The 20013-nt window shown below is 66.1% G+C and carries 20 protein-coding genes; 9 read left to right on the top strand and 11 right to left on the bottom strand.

Going from position 1 to position 20013, the window contains the following annotated elements; genetic code table 11:
* The first annotated feature begins 82 nt into the window (after nucleotides 1–82).
* Complete coding sequence (locus FYJ92_RS11765) at nucleotides 83–1387, top strand: MFS transporter (protein WP_185260892.1); 1305 nt, start codon at nucleotides 83–85, stop codon at nucleotides 1385–1387.
* Between the two features lie 43 nt (nucleotides 1388–1430).
* On the opposite strand, the gene FYJ92_RS11760 is transcribed toward FYJ92_RS11765, so the two are convergent.
* The gene (locus FYJ92_RS11760) at nucleotides 1431–2156 is read right to left on the bottom strand and encodes an IclR family transcriptional regulator (protein ID WP_185260891.1); all 726 of its coding nucleotides are present in this window, start codon (nucleotides 2154–2156) and stop codon (nucleotides 1431–1433) included.
* 303 nt (nucleotides 2157–2459) lie between these two features.
* Here FYJ92_RS11760 and FYJ92_RS11755 point away from each other — a divergent pair, with 303 nt between their 5' ends.
* Nucleotides 2460–3794: an MFS transporter gene (locus tag FYJ92_RS11755; protein WP_185260890.1), complete on the top strand. Its 1335-nt coding sequence runs from the start codon at nucleotides 2460–2462 to the stop codon at nucleotides 3792–3794.
* 104 nt (nucleotides 3795–3898) lie between these two features.
* On the opposite strand, the gene FYJ92_RS11750 is transcribed toward FYJ92_RS11755, so the two are convergent.
* The 5 genes from FYJ92_RS11750 to FYJ92_RS11730 form a co-directional block, all read right to left on the bottom strand.
* The gene (locus FYJ92_RS11750; RefSeq protein WP_185260889.1) at nucleotides 3899–4546 is read right to left on the bottom strand and encodes a phosphoribosyltransferase; all 648 of its coding nucleotides are present in this window, start codon (nucleotides 4544–4546) and stop codon (nucleotides 3899–3901) included.
* Nucleotides 4547–4637: 91 nt separating this feature from the next.
* Nucleotides 4638–5519: a serine hydrolase gene (locus FYJ92_RS11745; protein ID WP_185260888.1), complete on the bottom strand. Its 882-nt coding sequence runs from the start codon at nucleotides 5517–5519 to the stop codon at nucleotides 4638–4640.
* Nucleotides 5520–5588: 69 nt separating this feature from the next.
* Complete coding sequence (locus FYJ92_RS11740) at nucleotides 5589–6416, bottom strand: alpha/beta fold hydrolase (RefSeq protein ID WP_185260887.1); 828 nt, start codon at nucleotides 6414–6416, stop codon at nucleotides 5589–5591.
* 4 nt (nucleotides 6417–6420) lie between these two features.
* Nucleotides 6421–6723, bottom strand: a complete 303-nt coding sequence (locus FYJ92_RS11735; RefSeq protein WP_370526264.1) for a biotin/lipoyl-containing protein — start codon at nucleotides 6721–6723, stop codon at nucleotides 6421–6423.
* A 105-nt stretch (nucleotides 6724–6828) separates the two neighbouring features.
* The gene (locus FYJ92_RS11730; RefSeq protein ID WP_185260885.1) at nucleotides 6829–8208 is read right to left on the bottom strand and encodes an amino acid permease; all 1380 of its coding nucleotides are present in this window, start codon (nucleotides 8206–8208) and stop codon (nucleotides 6829–6831) included.
* 325 nt (nucleotides 8209–8533) lie between these two features.
* On the opposite strand from FYJ92_RS11730, the gene FYJ92_RS11725 reads away from it, so the two are divergent.
* The 5 genes from FYJ92_RS11725 to FYJ92_RS11705 are packed head-to-tail and all read left to right on the top strand — an operon-like array spanning nucleotide 8534 to nucleotide 14453.
* Nucleotides 8534–9244 (top strand): NUDIX domain-containing protein, encoded by a 711-nt coding sequence (locus tag FYJ92_RS11725; RefSeq protein ID WP_185263778.1) that lies wholly within the window; start codon nucleotides 8534–8536, stop codon nucleotides 9242–9244.
* A complete protein-coding gene (gene nadA / locus FYJ92_RS11720; protein ID WP_185260884.1) occupies nucleotides 9241–10563 on the top strand; it encodes a quinolinate synthase NadA in 1323 nt (440 codons plus the stop codon). The genes FYJ92_RS11725 and nadA overlap by 4 nt, the downstream gene beginning before the upstream one ends.
* A 54-nt stretch (nucleotides 10564–10617) precedes the next feature.
* Nucleotides 10618–12426, top strand: a complete 1809-nt coding sequence (locus tag FYJ92_RS11715; RefSeq protein WP_185260883.1) for an L-aspartate oxidase — start codon at nucleotides 10618–10620, stop codon at nucleotides 12424–12426.
* Nucleotides 12419–13291 (top strand): carboxylating nicotinate-nucleotide diphosphorylase, encoded by an 873-nt coding sequence (gene nadC, locus FYJ92_RS11710; RefSeq protein ID WP_185260882.1) that lies wholly within the window; start codon nucleotides 12419–12421, stop codon nucleotides 13289–13291. Before FYJ92_RS11715 ends, nadC begins: the two co-directional genes overlap by 8 nt.
* Nucleotides 13292–13298: 7 nt before the next feature.
* Nucleotides 13299–14453: a cysteine desulfurase family protein gene (locus FYJ92_RS11705; RefSeq protein ID WP_185260881.1), complete on the top strand. Its 1155-nt coding sequence runs from the start codon at nucleotides 13299–13301 to the stop codon at nucleotides 14451–14453.
* Here the strand turns inward: FYJ92_RS11705 and FYJ92_RS11700 are convergent.
* The 3 genes from FYJ92_RS11700 to FYJ92_RS11690 form a co-directional block, all read right to left on the bottom strand.
* The gene (locus FYJ92_RS11700) at nucleotides 14450–14941 is read right to left on the bottom strand and encodes a GtrA family protein (protein ID WP_185260880.1); all 492 of its coding nucleotides are present in this window, start codon (nucleotides 14939–14941) and stop codon (nucleotides 14450–14452) included. The two genes, FYJ92_RS11705 and FYJ92_RS11700, sit on opposite strands and share 4 nt — an antisense overlap.
* Nucleotides 14942–14958: 17 nt before the next feature.
* Nucleotides 14959–15807, bottom strand: a complete 849-nt coding sequence (locus tag FYJ92_RS11695) for a fumarylacetoacetate hydrolase family protein (protein WP_185260879.1) — start codon at nucleotides 15805–15807, stop codon at nucleotides 14959–14961.
* A gap of 69 nt (nucleotides 15808–15876) precedes the next feature.
* Complete coding sequence (locus FYJ92_RS11690) at nucleotides 15877–16539, bottom strand: DUF1684 domain-containing protein (protein ID WP_185260878.1); 663 nt, start codon at nucleotides 16537–16539, stop codon at nucleotides 15877–15879.
* 94 nt (nucleotides 16540–16633) lie between these two features.
* Here FYJ92_RS11690 and FYJ92_RS11685 point away from each other — a divergent pair, with 94 nt between their 5' ends.
* Nucleotides 16634–17449: a hypothetical protein gene (locus FYJ92_RS11685; RefSeq protein ID WP_255482041.1), complete on the top strand. Its 816-nt coding sequence runs from the start codon at nucleotides 16634–16636 to the stop codon at nucleotides 17447–17449.
* 69 nt (nucleotides 17450–17518) lie between these two features.
* Nucleotides 17519–18325 (top strand): transglutaminase family protein, encoded by an 807-nt coding sequence (locus FYJ92_RS11680; protein WP_185260877.1) that lies wholly within the window; start codon nucleotides 17519–17521, stop codon nucleotides 18323–18325.
* Nucleotides 18326–18367: 42 nt separating this feature from the next.
* Here FYJ92_RS11680 and FYJ92_RS11675 read toward each other — a convergent pair whose 3' ends face one another.
* Both FYJ92_RS11675 and FYJ92_RS11670 read right to left on the bottom strand, forming a co-directional pair.
* Nucleotides 18368–18838, bottom strand: a complete 471-nt coding sequence (locus FYJ92_RS11675; RefSeq protein WP_185260876.1) for a MarR family winged helix-turn-helix transcriptional regulator — start codon at nucleotides 18836–18838, stop codon at nucleotides 18368–18370.
* The gene (locus FYJ92_RS11670) at nucleotides 18838–19947 is read right to left on the bottom strand and encodes an LLM class flavin-dependent oxidoreductase (RefSeq protein WP_185260875.1); all 1110 of its coding nucleotides are present in this window, start codon (nucleotides 19945–19947) and stop codon (nucleotides 18838–18840) included. Before FYJ92_RS11670 ends, FYJ92_RS11675 begins: the two co-directional genes overlap by 1 nt.
* Between the last annotated feature and the right edge of the window lie 66 nt (nucleotides 19948–20013).

The following is a 20013-nucleotide window of genomic DNA, read 5'->3' as shown; positions in this document are numbered from 1 at the left end:
TGAACAGTTACCGGGTCGCGCGCATCGGGAGGAGGGACGATGCGCATTACTGAACGAGCCCGTTACCTTGAAATCTTCAGCAATGTCCTCCCTGCCCGCTTCCCTGGAAGCGCCGCTTTCTCCCGGCGCTGTCCATCCTGACACTGCGCCGGCGTCCGCTGCGCTGGCTCCGCCCACGGGTCGGTTCGCCAGGCTCCCGCACCTGGCCGGCCGCAGCTTTATCCCCCTGGGCCTGTTCGCCCGGCTGCCCCTGGCCATGCTGACCGTCGGTGCCCTGACCCTCGTCACGTCCGTGACCGGCTCCTACGCGCTTGGCGGCACTGCCGCCGGTGCCGTGGGGATCGGCTCGGCCCTCGGCGCCCCCGTCTTTGGTGCCCTCGCAGACCGCAGGGGGCAGCGGCCCGTCCTCCTGGTTGCGGCGGTGCTCAATGCCTTGGCCGTCCTGGCGCTGATCGGCACGGCCTGGGCCGCGCCCGACGCCGGGTCCTTTCCCGTCGCCGTGATCGCCGCCGCGTTCCTTGCCGGTGCCAGCTGCCCGCAGGTAGGGCCGTTGGCCAGGGTGCGCTGGATGGCGCTCACCTCGCGGGGCAAGGGAGCGAAGGCCCGCCGGGACCTTGACACGGCCCTGTCCTACGAGGGCACAGCCGATGAACTGACGTTTGTCCTGGGACCGGCCCTTGTGGGAATCCTGGCCAGCCTGGTGGCCCCTTGGCTGCCGTTGGCCCTGGCTGCAGCCATGACCATCACGATGGTGCCCGCCTTTGCCATGCACTCCACCCACAAGGCGGTTCCCGTGATCCGGGGCTCCGCGGCCTCGCGCAAGGCAGCCAGGATTCCCGCCGTCGTCGCACTGCCCGTCCTGGCGATGGTGGCCATGGGCACCTTCTTTGGGTCCGCCCAGACGTCCTTGAGCTCGTTCTCTGCGAGTTTCGCCACCTCTGAAATCGCCGGACTGCTGTATGCGGTCATGGGATTGAGCTCTGCCGCCGCAGCCCTGTCCGTGGCGTACTGGCCCCAGCGCTTCACCCCGGCGGCCCGGTGGCTGGTCAGCGCGGCACTGATGACGGTGCTTGCGTTGCTGCTTCTGGTGCCAGGATCGTTGGGCGGCATGGTGGTGGTGCTGCTGGTCCTGGGATTGCCGGTGGGTCCCGTGATGGTCACGGTCTTCGCGATCGGAGGCCTGGTGGCCCCGGTGGAACGGCTGGGCACCGTGATGACGGCTCTGGCCAGCGGGATCGTGGCCGGCACCGCGTTGGGTGCCGCGGTTGGTGGCCAGCTCGCGCAGGCCCACGGCTACCACACGGCATTCATTGTGCCTGTGGTTGCTGCTGGCGGCCTGCTGGCGCTAGGTGCCGCGGCGGCGGCCATTCTCCGCAAACGCCACTGATCGACGCCGGGCGCTGGTCACGGCCAGGCGGGGTGTGCCTTGGTCAGCCCAGCTGGGCCTCAATGCGCCCGGCGCCCGCCACCAGCGCAGCGGCGATTTCGTCCGGATTCTGGGCTGCCCGGATGTAAACGACGGACAGCGCGGCCGGCCGGCCGCCAGGGACCCGGACCGGAACTGCTACGGAAGAGACGCCGGCGAGGACTTCATCGTGGCTGGCGGCAAAGCCCAGTTGCCGCGCGGTTCCCGCCTCGGGCCGGTAGGGGATTCCCGGGGCAGCCGCATGCCAATCAGCTTCTGAATACGCTGACTGGATCGCAATTCCGGGGGCGCCGGCGCTGATGGGATGCCGGGAGCCGGGGTGCTGGACAATGGCGGCGCCGGTATGTCTCGGGTCCACGGTGACCAGGGTGACACAGTCGTCGCGGTCCCAGACGGCCACAAAGGCACTCATGGTCAGGGCATTGGCGAGTTGGGTCAGCTCCGGCAGGGCCGCCGTTTGGAGATTGCGGGCCACGCCCCGCGCCAGGACAGCGAGCCCAGGCCCCGGCTGGACTCTGCCGGCGTCATCGCGCACCAGCAAGGAGTGGTCCTCCAGGGTCCGCAATATCCGGTAGGCCACGGAACGGTGGACCCCCATGGCGTCGGCAAGTTCCGCAATGGTCAAGGGAGTCTCCGCGGCCGCCAGGATTTCCAGCGCACGGATTCCGCGCGACAGGGTCTGGGACGGCGAAGCCTGAGCTGCTCCGGCGGGGACTGCGGTAGGCGTCATGGGTCCCATCCTAGGCGGCCGCACGGGCGCTGCCCGGGTGCCGTGACGGTGCTTCCCGCACTCGGACTGTGTGCGGATTTCGAAAAGCTCTGCGCTGATTCCGAAAAAGGAAGTTCAGCTATAGAACTGATTCGCATCAACGAAGGAACTGATCCGCGCGAAGAATCAAGAAAAATAGTGCGTTTCGTCACATCTTCGCGTAACGTCATACTAACTGACCGTTCGATCAGTAAATCGGACGGCCTAAATCCACCGTCGGCAGCCATTAACCCCAACCAGGCTGCCCCAAGCCACGGAGTTCCAATGACCGAAACTTCACGCGTCGATTCCGAGGCGGGCCCGAGCAGCAAGCACGAGGAACGCAAGGTCCTCGCAGCAACGTTGGTCGGCACCACCATCGAGTGGTACGACTTCTTCATCTTCGCCCAACTGACGGGTACGCTGCTGTCCCCGCTGTTCCTGGCTCCGCTGAACGAATCCAATCCGGGCCTGGCCCAGATCCTGTCCTTCGCGCTGATCGGCATCAGCTTCCTGTTCCGCCCGCTGGGTGCAGTGGTTGCCGGCCACCTTGGTGACCGGCTCGGACGCAAGGCCATGCTGGTCTTCACCCTCCTGATGATGGGCGCAGCCACCTCTCTGATCGGCATGCTGCCCACGTACGCGCAGATCGGCGTCTGGGCCCCCATCCTGCTGATCATCCTCCGCATTGCCCAGGGCTTCTCCGCCGGCGGCGAATGGGGCGGCGCTGCCCTGATGGCAGTGGAGCACGCCCCCAAGAGCCGGCGAGGTGTGTTCGGCGCGTACCCGCAGATCGGTGTCCCGGTCGGCATGATCCTGGCCACCGGCCTGCTCTTCATACTCAACTCGAACATGTCCAAAGAAGACTTTGCTTCGTGGGGCTGGCGGGTTCCGTTCCTGCTGTCCATTGTGCTGATTGTGGTGGGATACCTGATCCGCCGGGCTGTGGCCGAGAGCCCCGTCTTCCAGGAGATGGCGGCCCGAAAGGCCGAAAGCAGGGCGCCCCTCAGCGAGCTCATTCGTAACCATAAGAGGCCCGTGCTCTACTCGACCATGATCTTCATCGGCAACAACGCCGCTGGCTACCTGTTGATTGCCTTCTTTATCTCCTACGCCACCAGGACGCTGAAGATGCCGGTCCCGGAAATCCTGCTGGCCACCACGCTTGCTTCCTTCGGCTGGCTGATCTTCACGCTCGCAGGCGGCTGGCTCTCGGACCGGATCGGCCGGGTCAAGACGTTCCTGATCGGTTATGCGATCATCTTCGTTTGGATGATCCCGATGTTTGCCCTGATCGACACCAGGAACATCTGGCTTTACGGTGTGGCGCTCTTCGTCCTGACCATCGGCCTCGGCCTTTCCTACGGCCCCATGTCGGCGATGTACGCCGAGATGTTCCCGGCCAATGTCCGCTACTCGGGCATCTCCATCGGGTACGCGTTCGGTGCGATCCTGGGTGGTGCTTTCGCTGCAACCATTGCCGAGACTCTGCTGCAGAGCACCAAATGGACCGGATCCATCGGCATCTACATCATGATCCTGTGCGTGATTTCGGCTGTCGGGGTTTTGCTTGCCAAGGAGACGAAGGGCAACCCGCTCGGCGTCAGCAGCCACCACTAAAGTTGTACGCATCGCAGAACGGCGGGTTCGGGCCATCTGGTCTGGGTCCGCCGTTCTGCCGTGAGGCCAGGTTGCGCCGTGAGGGCCCGGTGTTGCCATCGGGCCTACTGGTTCAGCAGGCTGATGGCGTCCTCATCGGCCAATTGTTCGAAGTGCCGGTAGAAGCTGCCAACGGCGCGGAATTTGCCCGGCAGATGCAGGCACAGCACGGCGTCGCACACCCGCGACACGGCCGTGTAGGCTTCCACCGAACCCACCGGCGCTGCGGCGACGACGCGTGCCGCACCACCGGAACGGGCTGCCTCGGCGGCAGCGCGCATGGTGGCTCCGGTGGCCAGGCCGTCGTCGAGCAGTAGAACTGTTTGACCGGTGAGGTCGTTGCTGATCCCCGGGTAAGTCGCGGCCCGGCGGAGCAGCTCGGCCCTCTCGCGTTTCTCCACTTCGTCCAGCCACTCCTGGCGGACGCCGTGGTCCAGAATGCGGGTGACCAAGGGACGGTTGAGCAGGCGCACTATCCGGCCTCCCGACCAGGCCAGCGCACCGAACGCTGTTTCGTCGTGGCCGGGGATGCCGAGTTTCCGGACCAGAACGGCGCCGAGTGGCAGGTACAGGGCCTTGGCAGCCGCGGCGGCCACAGGGATGCCGCCGCGGGCCAGCCCCAGGACGATGGTGTCGGGGCGTTCCCGGAACTGCGTGAGCACCGCCGCCAGCCGTTCACCGGCATCGGTGCGGTCTTCAAAACGCGTGCTCATTGTTCCCTCTCCGGCTGTCTCCGCCCCGCTTCCAGCCTACCTTCTGCTGCCGCGCCGGGAACCGGGGATACTTCCTCCCACCGCTGCTGAGTTACGAGAGGGCGGAGGTAACAGCCTTGGTGATTTCCTGGATCAACACCGTCCGTTCAAGGATGTCGCTCAGGTCGGCACCCTTCGTGAAAACCACCAGCACGTAGCTGCCGGCGGACATCGAGAGGATGGCGGCGTCGTGGAGTTCGTCATCGAGCAGCCCGTATTTGTGGAAGACGGTGACGCCGTCCGGAACTGCGGCCGGAATGAGGTTTTCGTAGTTGGTGTCCTGCATGTAGGACAGGAGCTGCTCCGTATGCTCCTGGTCCAGGAGCCGGCCCTCGAACAGTTCCGCCAGGATGTGGGCCATCTCGGCGGTCGAAAGCGTATTCACCCCGGGGTCATACGTGACGTCGATGGAGGCGGCGTACTCCGAAAGTTCGGAAAGGCCCACAGCGTCCATCAGCAGGCTCCACGATTCGTTGTTGCTGTCCTGGACCATCGCCTGGATCTGGAACTCTGAGGTGAACCCGCCCAGCGGATCATCGAGGGACGCTGAACCCTCCTCCACGAGGTGGTAATAGGCCGCAGCGGTCAGGATCTTGGCCGTGCTCGCTGCCTCGAACGGTTCCTCCACGCCGTACTGGTGCACATCCCCGCCGTCGGTAGCCATCAGCGCAACACCCACCTGGTACTGACGGTTGGCGCCGATGATGGCATCGATGGCTGCGTCCAGGCCCGCGTCAATCGGGGCGGAGCTTGCAATGGTGTCGATGCCAATTGATGTGCGCGATGCCGCTCCCTGCCCGGGCCGGGCAGGCGCCAGTATGTAGGGGGCAGCGATCAGGACCACAGCGAGGAAACCGGCTGCAGCCACCAGGACGGAACGGCGGCGTAGGGCGGCGACCGTGCGGCGGGCGCGTGGCTGGGAAGGATCGTGCATCTGAGGATCCAAGCAGCGGAACCTATGCGGGAGCTATGAAATCCCTGTCAGGGATCAGCCGCGCACTGGTCAGACCCCCAGGAAGGCGATGGCGCCTTGTTTGAAAGCCCGGCTGGTGATGGCGTTGGTGTGGTTGCGGCCAGGCAACGTCAGCTGTTCAGCCATGGACCCTGCCCGGATTCCGAGTGCGGCAAGCTGCGGCATGGTGGCCGCACGTTCATCCTGGTCGCCGGCCACAAGAAGCATCGGCATGTGTGGAACGGCTTCGGCAGGATCGAACGGCTCGGCCTTGATGGCATCCACCAGGGACAGCAGCGCGAAGATGTTGTTGCTCGGCAGGAGCATGGCCATCTTGAGCAGGCCGGATGTGGACGGGTCCGCGATGGGGGTTCCGTCGGCGAGGTAGTTCTGGGCGGCGATGAGGTCAAAGGCCGCCAGCGGATCGGCGATGTTCGGTCCGCCCAGGACCAGGCGGTGGACGATCTCGGGCTGGGTGGCGCCGAATTCCCAGGCGAGCCGGGCGCCCAAGGAATAGCCCACAACGTCAACCCCGCTGGTGGGGTCACCATTGCGCATTGGCCGCACGCCGGCGTCGAACGCTATCTGCAGCAGGTCCGCGCGGATCCGGCTGGGGGAGTAGGAGTCCATGTCTTCGGGAGCGCCGCTGCGGCCATGTCCGGGCAGGTCCACGGTGATGACGCGGCGGCCTGCCTCCAGCAGGGCCGCCACCCAGCCGGTGTCATGCCAGTTGAGCTTGCTGGAAGAGGAGAAACCGTGCAGCAGCAGCACTGGGCGCAGTCCGGCGTCTTTCTGGGGGTCGTGCACCTCCACAAAAAGTTGGGGGTCAGTGCCCTCAACGGTGTGGGAATGCATCTCGCCGGTGTGCCTGCCGCTCATGGTGTCAGTCCTCATCAAGTACGGCGCTCAGGCGGACCCAGCGCGTCGGTGCCTCGTCCTTCGGGACCGTGCCCACGATTCCGGCAGTGTTGTCCGGCACCTCGAACGCGATCAGGGGTTCGCCGACATTGATCCTGTCGCCTGCCCCACCGAAGATACGGACCACTTTACCTGCCTGCGGGCTGGGCAGTTCAACAGCGGATTTGCTCGTTTCCACCTCCACCAGCGGCCGGTTCCGTTCCACCCGGTCGCCGAGGACCTCGATGTCCACGCCGTCCTCGGCGGGACTTCGCCGACATAAGATCACCGGATCCGGACGTGAGGCCGCGTACTTGAGGAGGTGGTAGGCCTGCTGCGGTTTCGACGGCGACACCACCTTCAGGCCCGGTGCGTGGGTAGAGAGCGACTCCAGCTACTTGGGTTGGCGATCGCGGGTGGTGGGCCGGGCGCCAAGCCAGCAGGCTGCCGCGAGGCAGGCGACCAGAACAAAGGTGCTCAGCAGCTGGCCGCGGCTGCTTTCCGCGCTGAAGCCCACAGCGAAAATCAGTCCCAGGAGGACAAGTCCGAAGATGGTCAGGCCCGGGAATCCCTTCATCCGCAGCGGAAGCTCGGCACCGTCCCGGTCCGCGCGGCGTCGGAGAATCAGCTGCGAGACAAGGGCCGTGCCCCAGACCACCAGGCACGTGGATCCGACCAGCTGGAACAGGGCCGGCAGGATCCGGTCCGGGAACAGCAGCTCCAGGACCGTGGCGAAGAAGCCGAACGCCACCGACACGCCCACCGCCACCATGGGCACGCTGGCGCCGCTGAGCCTGGCCAGGAACCGGGGAGCCTCGCCCCGTTCGGCGAGCGAGTACACCATTCGGGACGCGCCGTAGAGGTTGGCGCTAAGTGCGGAGAGAAGCGCGACGACGGCAACCAGGGTGATCGCCGTGCCGGCGCCAGGGATTCGGGCCGCGTCGAGCACGCCGGCAAACGGCGAGGCGAGTCCTTCGGAGGATGCCGGCAGGACTGCCGCGATGACAAAGACCGACCCGATGTAGAAGACCAGGATGCGCCACAGCACCGTACGGATCGCCTTGCCCACGCTGTGCTCCGGGTCCTCCGTTTCCGCGGCGGCCACGGCAACGATCTCGGTTCCGCCAAAGGCAAAGATCACGACGAACAATGCCGTGGCGATTCCGCCAAGCCCGGCAGGAGCAAAATCAGTGGTGACGTTAGCTAGCCCGGGCGAAGCTACCTCGGGCAGGAGGCCCAGAAGCAGGGCGGCCCCCACGGCCAGGAACGCCACAATGGCGGCAACCTTCAGGATGGCGAACCAGAATTCGAACTCGCCGAAGTTCTTGACACCCGTCAGGTTGATGGCCGTAAACACGAACATAAAGATCAGGGCCAGGGCCCAGACGGGGATAACCGGCCAGACGGAAAACAGGAGGCCCGCTGCGCCCAGGGCTTCCGCGGCGATGACCACCACCAGCTGGAGCCACCACAGCCAGCCCACGGTAGCGCCGGCGGTTTTTCCCAGCGCCCGTTCGGCGTACACGGAGAAGGCGCCGCTCGTGGGATTTGCAGCGGCCATCTCGCCCAGCGCCCACATCACCAGGATGATGAGCGTCCCGGCGACCAGATAGGAGATCAGCACGGCAGGCCCCGCGGCCTGGATGCCGGCCCCTGAACCCAGGAACAGGCCGGCTCCGATGGCGCTGCCCAGCCCCATCATGGTGAGCTGCCGGGGTTTCATGGTATGGCCGAGGTGGGATTTCGGCCGCACTTCCGTGGAAATCGATGTCATGCCTGTGAACCTTCTTGGGGGTTAGGGTTGGTGCCCCCCGCGGGGACCACTTGAATTTACCGCCTAAGTCGCTGGCCCGCGGGCAACGGACGTGCAACGACGGTGACGATTTGAAAAAATTCCTGGGTGCCCAGGCCTGATGCCGCCAGGTTCGGGTTCCCGGGGATGGCGTTCTGCTCGCTCACATCAACCGACTTCACACGAGCGGGCCGGTCGGCGAAACATTTTGAATCAGGGGAATGTGCCCGTAGAATCAGTTCTAGTCATATTGACTATAACTAGATGATGGCAATGAAGCCCAGAAGCAGGAAGCGGGTGAGTGACCGTGTACAGCAGTTCAGCGAACGTCTCCGAGCGGGCCACCGCTGCCCCCTCCCTCGCCATCTCCACCGTCATTTTCGCCCTGCGGCCCAGCGAATCCTCGGGCCGGCCTACCCTGTGGCTTCCCCTGGTCCGCAGGATTCGTGAGCCGTACAAAGACCTTTGGGCACTTCCCGGCGGACCGCTGACGCATGTTGAATCCTTGCAGGATGCTGCGTCCCGAAACCTCCGGGAAACCACCGGACTCACGCCGAGCTACCTGGAGCAGCTCTATGCGTTCGGTGGGCTGCACCGCTCACCCACGCAGCGCGTTGTGTCCATCGTCTACTGGGCGCTGGTCCAGCCCACCGAGGCCGCCCTGGCCGACGAATCGGAGAACGTGAAGTGGTTCAGGGCAGACAAGGTGGGGGACCTGGCCTTCGACCACAACGCCATTGTTGAGTACGCGCTCCGGCGCCTGCGAAACAAGCTGGCCTACGGCTCGGTGGCCTACCACTTCCTGGGCGAGTACTTCACCCTCGCCCAGGTCCGCGAAGTCTACGAAGCCGTCCTGGACACCCGGCCGGACCCGGCCAACTTCCGCCGCCAGCTCAAATCCACGCCGGAAATCGAAGAAACCGGCGAGTACCTCCAGGGCGGCAAGCACCGCCCGCCACGTCTCTACCGCTTCACCGGCCGCCCAGGCCTTGATCCCGACAACAGGAGCACACCATGAGCAGCGTCAACACAGCCATCCAGCTGATCACGCGCGAACAGGCCGAAAGCGCGTCCCGGAGCGCGGCTGCAGGCAAAACAGCAGCCACCTGCAGCCCGGAGCTCGCCAAGGGGCCGTGGGAATACGACCTCGCCGAGGCGCTCGCCGGTGCCCCGGCTTATGGCCCCGGCGCCTCCAGCGCGGACGTTGCGCCGGCCGCCACGCCCCGCCAAGGCCAGCTTCCGGAGGAATACAAGCGCGCCGGCGATGCCGAACTGGACGTCCGCATCCGTGCGGCGAAGGAAAAGCTGGGCGACCGGGCCGTAATCCTGGGTCACTTCTACCAGCGCGACGAAGTCATCCAGTACGCCGACTTCGTGGGGGACTCGTTCCAGCTGGCCAACGCCGCGCTCACCCGGCCTGACGCCGAGGCCATCATTTTCTGCGGCGTGCACTTCATGGCCGAGACCGCGGATATTCTCTCCACACCGGAACAGGCTGTCATCCTGCCCAACCTCGCCGCCGGCTGCTCCATGGCGGACATGGCGGACATCGACTCCGTGGAGGAATGCTGGGAACAGCTGGAAGAAATTTTCGGTGCCGAGGCCGACGCCGACGGGCGGGTTCCGGTCATTCCGGTCACCTACATGAATTCCTCCGCCGCCCTGAAGGCTTTCTGCGGCCGCAACGGCGGCATCGTCTGCACCTCCTCCAACGCCAAGGTGGTCCTGGAATGGGCGTTCGAGCGCGGCCAGCGGGTCCTGTTCTTCCCCGACCAGCACCTGGGCCGCAACACCGCCAAGGCCATGGGTGTGCCGCTGGAGCAGATGCCCATGTGGAACCCGCGCAAGGAACTGGGCGGCAACGATGAACAGGCCCTGCTCGATTCCCGCGTCATCCTCTGGCATGGCTTCTGCTCGGTCCACAAGCGCTTCAACGTCGGCCAGATCGAAAAGGCCCGCGCCGAGTTCCCCGGCGTCAACGTGATTGTGCACCCCGAGTGCCCCATGGAGGTGGTGGACGCCGCCGATTCCGCCGGCTCCACCGACTTCATCAAGAAGGCCATTGCGGCCGCCACCGAACCAGCCATCTTCGCGATCGGCACGGAAGTCAACATGGTTAACCGGCTCGCCGCCGAGTACCCGCAGCACACCATCTTCTGCCTGGACCCTGTGATCTGCCCCTGCTCCACGATGTACCGCATCCACCCCGGCTACCTCGCCTGGGTCCTGGAGGAACTCGTCGAAGGACGCATCGTCAACCGCATCAGTGTGGACCATTCCGTCCAGGACAACGCCAAAACCGCGCTCGAGCGTATGCTCGCCGCGCGTCCCCTGTAGCCCCGCCTCTGCAGTCCCGCCCGCTGTAACCCTGGAAACCGAAACGAGCCCCACATGAGCGCAGATGGCCCAGCCGGTGGTCCGGCACCCCGGCGGCTGATCGTCGTCGGGAGCGGCATTGCGGGACTGTACTCCGCGTTGCTTGCCGCCGACGCCGGCGTCGAAGTGGTGCTGCTGACCAAGGGCGCGCTCGCGGACAGCAACACCTACTACGCCCAGGGAGGCATCTCCGCCGTGCTCGACGAACCCGCGCCCGGAGATACCGTGGCCGCGCATGTCGCAGACACGCTGAAGGCCGGGGCCGGGCATTGCGACGAAGAGACCGTCCGCGTGCTCTGCACGGAGGCCCGGCTGGATATCGCCGGCCTGGAACGCTTCGGCGTGCGTTTCGATATGGACGACGACGGCGACCCCTCGCTGGGTCTCGAAGCCGCCCATTCCGCGCCGCGGATCCTGCACGCCGGCGGCGACGCAACCGGTGCCGGGGTGGCCAGGGCGCTCATCAAGACCGTCCTGGATGCGCAGGCAGCTGGCCGGATCCAGGTCATCGGGCACGCCCAGGTGACGTCCCTGGCCCAGAGCGAAGGACGCGTGGCCGGCGTGAATTTCCTCCACGACGGGCGGGAACTCGCCATCCGCGGCGATGCCGTGCTCCTGGCCGCCGGGGGAGCGGGAAGGCTGTTCGCCCAGACCACCAACCCCGCCGTGGCAACTGCCGACGGGCTGGCGCTCGCCTGGCGGGCCGGAGCCGCAGTTGCGGACCTGGAGTTCTTCCAGTTCCACCCCACCTGCATGGTGCTCCCGGCCGATGCCCTTGAGGCAGCCGGCAACGGAGCTGAACCGCTCCTGATTTCCGAAGCCGTGCGCGGCGAAGGCGCCATCCTGCTGGACGCCCACGGCGAACGCTTTATGCCCGCCTACCACGCTGACGCAGAACTTGCCCCGCGCGACGTCGTTTCCCGCAGCATCGCCCTGCACCTCGCTACCCTGGGGGATCCCAACGGGCACGTGTTCCTTGACGCCATGGTGGTCGAGGCCCTGCACGGCAAGGGCTACCTCGAAAAGCGATTCCCGACCATCAGCGCCCGCACCCGCCAAGCCGGTATCGACTGGACCCGGGAACTCGTCCCCGTGGCACCGGCCGCGCACTACTGGATGGGCGGCGTCCTTACCGATCTCTACGGGCGGACCTCTGTACCCGGGTTGCTTGCCGCCGGCGAGGTTGCTTGCACCGGTGTCCAGGGTGCCAACCGGCTTGCCAGCAACTCCCTTCTCGAAGGTCTTGTTTTTGGGCGGCGGGCTGTCGAAGGGTTCCTGGGCAGCAGTTCCGCAAGTCCCTCGGCGCCTGCGCTCTCGCCTCGCACCGGCGATCGCCTCGCAAGCTCGGCGGCCGGTGCGGCCGCTCACGCAACAACGGCGCTATCGGGACCTCCGGAACTGCCGGTGATGTTCAACGACGCGTCAGCGTCCATTTCCTGGCAGTTTGAAACGGTCCCGGCACCCGGGCCTGCTGAGTCTTCGTTCGTTGAGGCTGGGCCGTTTTCCCGGGTGGCTCTTCAGCGGTTGATGACTGCTAACGCTGGGGTGCTTCGTAGCGGCGGCTTACTGCGGGAGGCCGGGGCGGAGTTGGCTGCATGGACGGCCGATGTTTTTCCCATCGATGTGCCTGATTCCCTCGATCCCCGGGAGCACGAGGATGCCAATCTCCTTTTGGCGGCGCAGCTGCTTGTGCATTCCGCGCGGGAGCGGCGGGAATCCTTGGGGGCGCATTACCGCAGCGACAGCGTGCCAGGGAATGCCGCCGTCGAACATTCTGATAAGCGTTACACCATGAGCCGGAAAGCGAGCCTCGTCAATGACTAGCCTGACCCTCCCCGCAGCACCCGTCCGGGACATCCTGGAGCGGGCTTTTGCCGAGGACGCGCCCAACGGTGACATCACCTCGCAGCTGCTGATCCCGGCCGACGCCCGCGCCACCGCGGTACTGAACGCCCGGGTGCCCGGCGTCTTCAGCGGTGGAACGGTGTTCCGCGACGCCATGAAGCTTGTGGACCCGGACACCGACGTGGAACTGCTGCTCGCTGACGGGGCAGGGTTCGACGCCGGCACGCACCTCGCGCGCGTCACCGGCAACGCCCGCTCGGTGCTGCTCGCCGAACGGGTCGGGCTGAACCTTGTGCAGCGGATGAGTGCCATCGCAACCAAGACCGCGGAATTCGTCCGGCTCGTCGAAGGCACCAAGGCGCGCATTACGGACACGCGCAAAACCACGCCCGGCCTGCGAGTGCTGGAGCGCTATGCCGTCCGCTGCGGTGGGGGAGCCAACCACCGGTACAGCCTGTCCGACGCCGTGCTGGCCAAGGACAACCACCTGGCCGTGATGACAGGCGGAGACCCCGCCAAGCTCACCGCCCTGCTCGCCGCGGCCAAGGCCCAGCTGGGGCACACCACGCACTTCGAAGTGGAGGTGGACAGCGCCGAGCAGATTGAACCTGTCCTTGCCGCCGGTGTGGACACCATCATGTTGGACAACTTCACCCTCGACGAGCTCCGCTCCGGTGTCAAGCAGGTGGACGGACGCGCAATTGTGGAAGCCAGCGGCAACGTCAATGTCGGCACCGTCGAGGACATCGCAGCGGCGGGCGTGGATGTCATCTCCATCGGCGGTCTCACCCACAGCGTGGCTGCGCTGGACCTCGGCCTGGACGTCGAACTGAGCGTCGGCTGAAACGGCCATGATCTTCCTCGACGCTGCCGCCACCACCCCGGTCCGCCGCGAGGTCCTCGAGGCCATGTGGCCCTACCTGAGCGGCGAGTTCGGCAACCCCTCCAGCCACCACACCTTGGGCGAGGCCGCGGCGTCCGCGCTCGCAGGCGCCCGTGCGGCCGTGGCCAAGGTGCTCGGCTGCCGTCCGGGCGAGGTCACCTTCACCTCGGGAGGCACGGAGGCGGACAACCTCGCCGTCAAGGGCGTTGCCCTGGCCCGGCAGGCTGCGGACCCGGCCCTCAACCGCGTGGTGATCAGCGCCGTCGAACATCCAGCCGTGGAAGAGTCTGCGCGCTACCTGGAACGGTTTCACGGGTTCACCGTGGACGTGGTTCCGGTGGACGGGACCGGCCGGGTGACGCCGGAGGCGCTCGCCGCCATGCTCCGGCCGGAGACTGCCCTGGTCAGCGTCATGTATGCGAACAATGAGGTGGGCACCATCCAGCCGGTCGCCGAACTGGCCACCGTCGCCACCGGGCTGGGCATCCCGTTCCACACCGACGCCGTCCAGGCCGCAGGCTGGCTGCCCCTGGACGTCAAGGCGCTGGGCGTGGACGCCCTGAGCATTTCCGGCCACAAGCTCGGCGCGCCCAAGGGGTGCGGCGTGTTGTACGTCCGCGGCCGGACCCGCGTGGAGCCCCTGGTGCACGGCGGCGGGCAGGAACGCGGCCGCCGGTCCGGGACCGAAAACGTTGCCGGCGCCGTGGCGCTGGCTACGGCACTGACGCTCGCCCACGCCGAGCGGCCGGAACTCGCCGCCCGTGTGGCTCTTCTCCGCGAAGACTTCATCGCCACCATCCTGGACACCGTTCCCGGAGCCCTGCTTACCGGGCACCGGACGGAACGCCTGCCGTCAGTAGCGTCGTTCTGTTTCCCCGGTACCAGCGGCGAATCCGTGCTTTTGGAGCTCGAGCGGCAGGGTGTGGTGTGCTCGAGTGGTTCGGCGTGTGCCGCGGGTTCGGATGCGCCGTCGCCGGTGCTGACTGCGCTGGGCTATGACGCCGAAGTGGCGCAGACGGCCGTGCGGTTCAGCTTCGCGTCAGACGTGACCGCAGACGAACTCGAGCAGGCGGCGGCAGCAGTGGGCACCGCCGTCGGACGCGTCAGGACCCTCGGCCGCTAGATATGGCGGGCGCGGCGGAAAATCCAATGCCGCAGCATCGTGAACCGCACGGCGGTGGCCACGAAGCCTGACAGCGTGGTGGTCCACAGTTCATCGGACACGCTGGCGTCCGGGTGCAGCCAATGCAGCACGCCCAGGCTGCCGCCGGTGGTGACCAGCGCAACGGCAATAACGATCATGCCGTTCAGGTGGTCACGGGCCATCCGGCGCTGCCCGGAGATCTTGAACGTCAACCTGCGGTTCAGCGCCGTGTTCATCAGGGACGTCAGCACCAGGGCGGCCGCATTGGCCAACTGCGGTCCGAGCCAGGGGCGCAGCAACGCATACAAAGCCAGCGACGTGGCGGTGCAGATAATGCCGACGCCGGTGAAGCGGAGGAGCTGCCGGACCAGTGGAAACCTGAAGATTCCGCGGTAGTGTCTGGTGGCAGGCGCGCCACGGGTGGGCTGCTGCGTCAGCTGGGCACTGGGCGCAGCAGGGGATTCCATTGCCTAAGCCTGACATATCAGGCAGGAGTTTCCTCCCAGGACGCAGCCTTGACCGGGTTGCTGAGCTCGCCAATGCCCTCCACGCGGCACAGAACAGTGTCCCCGGGCTGGATGCGGGCACACTCCGCCGGGAAGCCGGTGAGGACCAGATCGCCGGCGTGCAGGGTCATAAACGAACTGAGGTACACGAGGATTTCGTCCACCTTCCAGCCGAGGTCGGCGCTGCTGGCGGCCTTCAGTTCGGCGCCATTGTGGACGATGCTGATGGCCAGGTCCGAGTCGTCGAGGTCCGTCACAATCCAGGGGCCCACGGGAGTGAAGGTGTCCTGGCTCTTGGCGCTGATCCACAGTTCGTCCGACTTCTGCAGATCGCGTGCCGAGACATCGTTGCCGATGGTGAAGCCAAGGATGGCGCTCCGGGCAGTCTCCAGCGTCAGGCCGCGGACGGTGCGCCCGACGACGACGGTCAGTTCCGCTTCCGGGTCCACGTAGCCCACCGTTGAGCTCAGTTCAATGGCGTCGCCGGGGCCGATCACGCTGGATGCCGCCTTGTGGAAGGCCTGCGGCGGGAGGTTCCGGCCGGCCTGGCCGGTGTTATGCGCCATGCCGAAGACATTGGCGGGGACGGACGGGGCCAGGAAAGTGAAGGACTCCTGGTCTACTACGGTGCCGGTCTCCCACCCCGGCCGGGCCGGGTGGTTGGCGTTTGCGCGGGACGCCTCGAAGGGGGAATCAATAACAGTCCAGGACAGGCCGCCGGCTGAGCCGAAATCCGGCGCGTCGTTGGCCACGAAGAAATGCTCGTCGGCAACAGTAGAAGACAGTGGGCGGACACGGGCAAGTCGGTGGGGAGCGCTGGCAGTCATGATGACATCCTACGTCCTCCGGGTGAGCCGTACCCGGCTTCGACAGGCTCCATCACCGGGTCGGTCGGCTCAGTACAGCTCTCCCACCGGGATCTCCACGGCCAGGCGGTTGGACGGGCCGGGCAGCGGGCAGGCCCAGGCCTCGTTGTAGGCGCAGGACGGGTTGTAGGCAAAGTTGAAATCCAGGACAAACTCGGCGCCCGCCCCGGAACCGTGGACCCCGTGGAATGCGCCCTTGATGGTGTCCAGGAGGTACCGGCCGGCGCCGTACGTTCCGCCGGGCTGGCCGGCCGTGGCGTCCCGGAACGGCACGAAAATTCCGCCGCCGTAACCGTGCAGCTTCCACACACCCAGCTGGCCCAGTTCGGGAAGGTCGAACGTGCCCAGCCGGACAAAACGGACAACACCGTCAGTGGCGGTTTCCACGGTCATGTCCCGGCCGGCCCCCTCAAGGGTCAGAGGAACATAAAAGCGGTAGATGGGATCGTAGTCAGCCGTCTTCAGGCCGGAGAACTGCGATTTATCGTTCGCGCTGAGCGCTGAGGCCGGATGCGTTGCGAACATACGGTCGCGTTCATGCCGCCAGAGGGAATGGGCCTCCGCCGGATCTTCGGCGGCAACCTTCCGCACCGTGTCGTACAGGGCAAAAGTCCGCAGCCGCCAGTCCGCAATGTCGATGGCAGAGATGTCCGCCAGGCTCTCAAGGTCCGCGCCATACTGCTCATCCGCCATAGGCACCAGCCTAGTCCCTTGCGCGCGGGGAATGTCCGACGGCGACACGAGGCTGCGGCTCTTGGCCGCCGCCGTCCGCCGCTAGGCTGGCTGCATGACACACAAGGCGGCAACGTGGGGAATGCGGACGGCCGCGCTGCTGATGGCAGGGACGCTGGCAGTCGGGTGCAGCTCGCCTGGCAGCAGCGATTCGGCGTGGACGGCACAGCCGGAAACGTCGGCCAGCCCTGGCGCCGGCACGAGCTCAACCGCCGGCGCTGCGGGGTCCCCGTCGTCGGATCCTTCTGCCACAGATGGCGCCTCGACGTCCGCCTCACCCGGCCCGGCCGCAACGGCGGCTGCCTGGAAGACCTTTACTGACCCGGCGAAGACCGTCAGCTTCGACCTGCCGGAGGAATGGATCGCCCAGTCCGTCACGCCCGGGGACGGTACGCTGCCGGGTGCCTTGAAGATCGAGGTTAAGAAGCAGGACGGCACGGTGGTGGCTGCCCTGCGGACAGGACTGCCGCCGTCGTCGTCTGAGTGCCCCGAAGCTGCCCGGAAACCCTACGTGGTGATCAGCAGCGTGCCGGTAGAGCTTCCCGGTTTGACGGGGGAAGGGCTCATCGTGCCACACGTGGTGTTCCGCGTCATCCAGGGTTACCGCTACTTCGGTTCCTACGGCATCACCAACATTGTGGGCGGGGCCGGCGGCCAAGCCTGCGAATTGCGTAACCTGGTCCGTGGCCCGGGCGGGAAGGGCGACTACTCCTTCGGCGACCTAGGCGTCCTGAAGGCCTTTGCCCCGGATGAGCAGGTGGCCCCGGCCAAGGCGTTCGACACCCTGGGCCAGGCCGAGAAGTACGTGGACGAAAGCTCGGAATTCGCGAACGTCCAGCGGATGCTAATGTCTCTGGAGATCAAAAACTAGTCCCGCCCCCGGCGCCGTCATCCCCGGGCCGGGCGGGAAGTTCTGCCACTACCTCACATCCGGAGACACATGGAACGCACCGTTTCAGCGCGTATGGTTTTCAGGACCATCGCCGACACGAAGGCAGCCCTGGCCATCGCTGTGGCCAGGAATCCCGGCTATACCTCGTTTGATGAATCCCTGACTGTCACAGCCGACGGGCAGTCGGTTCCGCTCCAGGAACTCGAGGACAATCATGGCGGCCGCCTGCACTATATGGAATTCGTTGAACCCACCGAGGTCACCGTTGAGTACTCGGCGACGGTTGCAGGGCAGGCCATCGCGGAAGAAGCCACCCTGGCTGAGCTCATCCGCTACGTGCGGCCAAGCCGCTATGCGGAGTCGGACCGGCTGCTGCCCACGGCCTACGCCGAATTTGGCGGCCTGCACGGTGCTGAACTGCTCCAGGCCGTGCGCAGCTGGGTCTTCGGGGAATTGCGGTACATCAGCGGTTCCTCCAGGGGCACTGACGGCGCCGTCGAAACCTTGCTGCACCGCAGGGGAGTGTGCAGGGACTTCGCGCACCTGGCCATTGCCCTGCTGCGCTCCAAGGACATCCCGGCCCGGCTCGCCGCCGTGTACGCGCCAGGGCTGAGTCCCATGGATTTCCATGCGGTAGCCGAGGCGCATGTCAACGGCGCCTGGCACGTCATCGACCCCACGGGGCTGGCCCCACGTGAGTCGATGCTGCGGATCACGGCCGGCCGCGACTCGTCCGACACCGCGTTCCTGTCCACAGTGGGCGGGCGCCTGACGCTGAACGAGCTGCGCGTCAGCGCCGTGATCAACGGGCAGTTGCCGACCGAAGATCCGGCCAAGCTGGTCATGCTGGGGTAGTTTCCCGGCTCGGATCGACACCTCCCGGCCGCTCCCGGGCGGCTACTTTGCCGGCCGAGCTCCCACGGAATGCCGGAGTTTCTCAGTCAGCCGCTGAAGTTCCCGCTGCTCGGCTGCCGTCAGGGCCGGCCCCACCAGGCTGGAGATGTCCCTCACATGCTCCCGGCCGATCTCCTTCTGGAGGGCAGCTCCCTCCTCGGTGAGCTTCAGCAGCACGCCGCGGCCGTCGTCGGGGGCCGCCATCCGGGCCACGAGCCCGCGCTTCTCCAGCCTCTCAACCAGCCTGCTGAGGCTCGACTGGCTCAGCAGGACATGGTCATTGAGTTCATTGAGCCGGAGCCAGCCGGACGGACACCTGGACAGCGTGAACAGCACGTCGTATTCGTTCAGTGCCACTTTCCGGAAAGCGGGACCGGCCTGCAGCCTGCGCATCACGGCCACCTGCGCCCGGAACAGGGATTCCCAGGTTTCCGCTGCCAAACGGATGGGTGATTCGTTGCCGCCGGCAGCCATCACGCCTCCGAAGGGGCGGTGTCAGACGCCTGAGCAGCCATCAGCGAGGCCACCCGGCCGGCGTGCGTAGGCGGGTCCGGGACGTGCGCGGGCTTGAGGGCCGCGTATTCCTTGCGGAGGACCGGGAGTACTTCCTCGCCAAACAGGTCAAGCTGCTCCAGCACCGTCTTCAAGGGCAGGCCCGCGTGGTCGATCAGGAACAGCTGGCGCTGGTAGTCGCCGAAGTACTCGCGGAACGTCAGGGTCTTTTCGATGACTTCCTGCGGGCTGCCGACCGTAAGCGGCGTCTGGGAGGTGAAGTCCTCCAGCGACGGGCCGTGGCCGTAAATGGGCGCGTTATCGAAGTAGGGCCGGAATTCCTTCACGGCGTCCTGGGAGTTCTTCCGCATAAAGAACTGGCCGCCGAGGCCCACGATGGCCTGGTCCGCCTTGCCGTGGCCGTAGTGCTCGTAGCGCTCACGGTAGAGGCTGATCAGCTGCTGGTAGTGCTCCTTGGGCCAGAAGATGTTGTTCGCGAAGAACCCGTCGCCGTAGTAGGCGGCCACCTCGGCGATCTGCGGTGTGCGGATGGAGCCGTGCCACACAAAGGGGGCCACGCCGTCGAGCGGGCGCGGGGTGGATGTGAAGTTCTGCAGCGGCGTGCGGAACTTGCCGGACCAGTTCACAGTGTCCTCGTCCCACAGCCGGCGCAGCAGGCTGTAGTTCTCAATGGCCAGTTCCACGCCGTCCTGGATGTTCTTGCCGAACCACGGGTACACCGGCGCCGTGTTGCCGCGGCCAAGGACCAGATCCACGCGGCCGTCCGCGAGGTGCTGCAGCATGGCGAAGTCTTCGGCGATTTTGACCGGATCGTTGGTAGTGATCAGCGTCGTGGCAGTGGAGAGGGTGATCCGCTCGGTCTGCGCGGCGATGTACGCGAGGGTGGTGGTGGGCGAGGAGGAGAAGAACGGGCGGTTGTGGTGCTCGCCGAGGGCGAAGACATCCATGCCGATTTCCTCGACTTTTTTGGCGATTGCCACTGCCGCTTTGATGCGTTCGTTCTCCGTGGGCGTCCGGCCGGTGGTGGGGTCAGTGGTGATGTCACTGACGCTGAATACGCCGATCTGCATGGTGTGCCTTCCGTTTCCTGGACTTCTCTGGGCTTGCTTCCACTATACTCGATTTTCATGCATTTG

It is taken from the genome of Pseudarthrobacter sp. NBSH8 (assembly GCF_014217545.1).
Classification (GTDB): domain Bacteria; phylum Actinomycetota; class Actinomycetes; order Actinomycetales; family Micrococcaceae; genus Arthrobacter.
The sequence above is the reverse complement of the archived record's forward strand: the minus strand, read 5'-3'. Positions and strand labels throughout refer to the sequence as shown.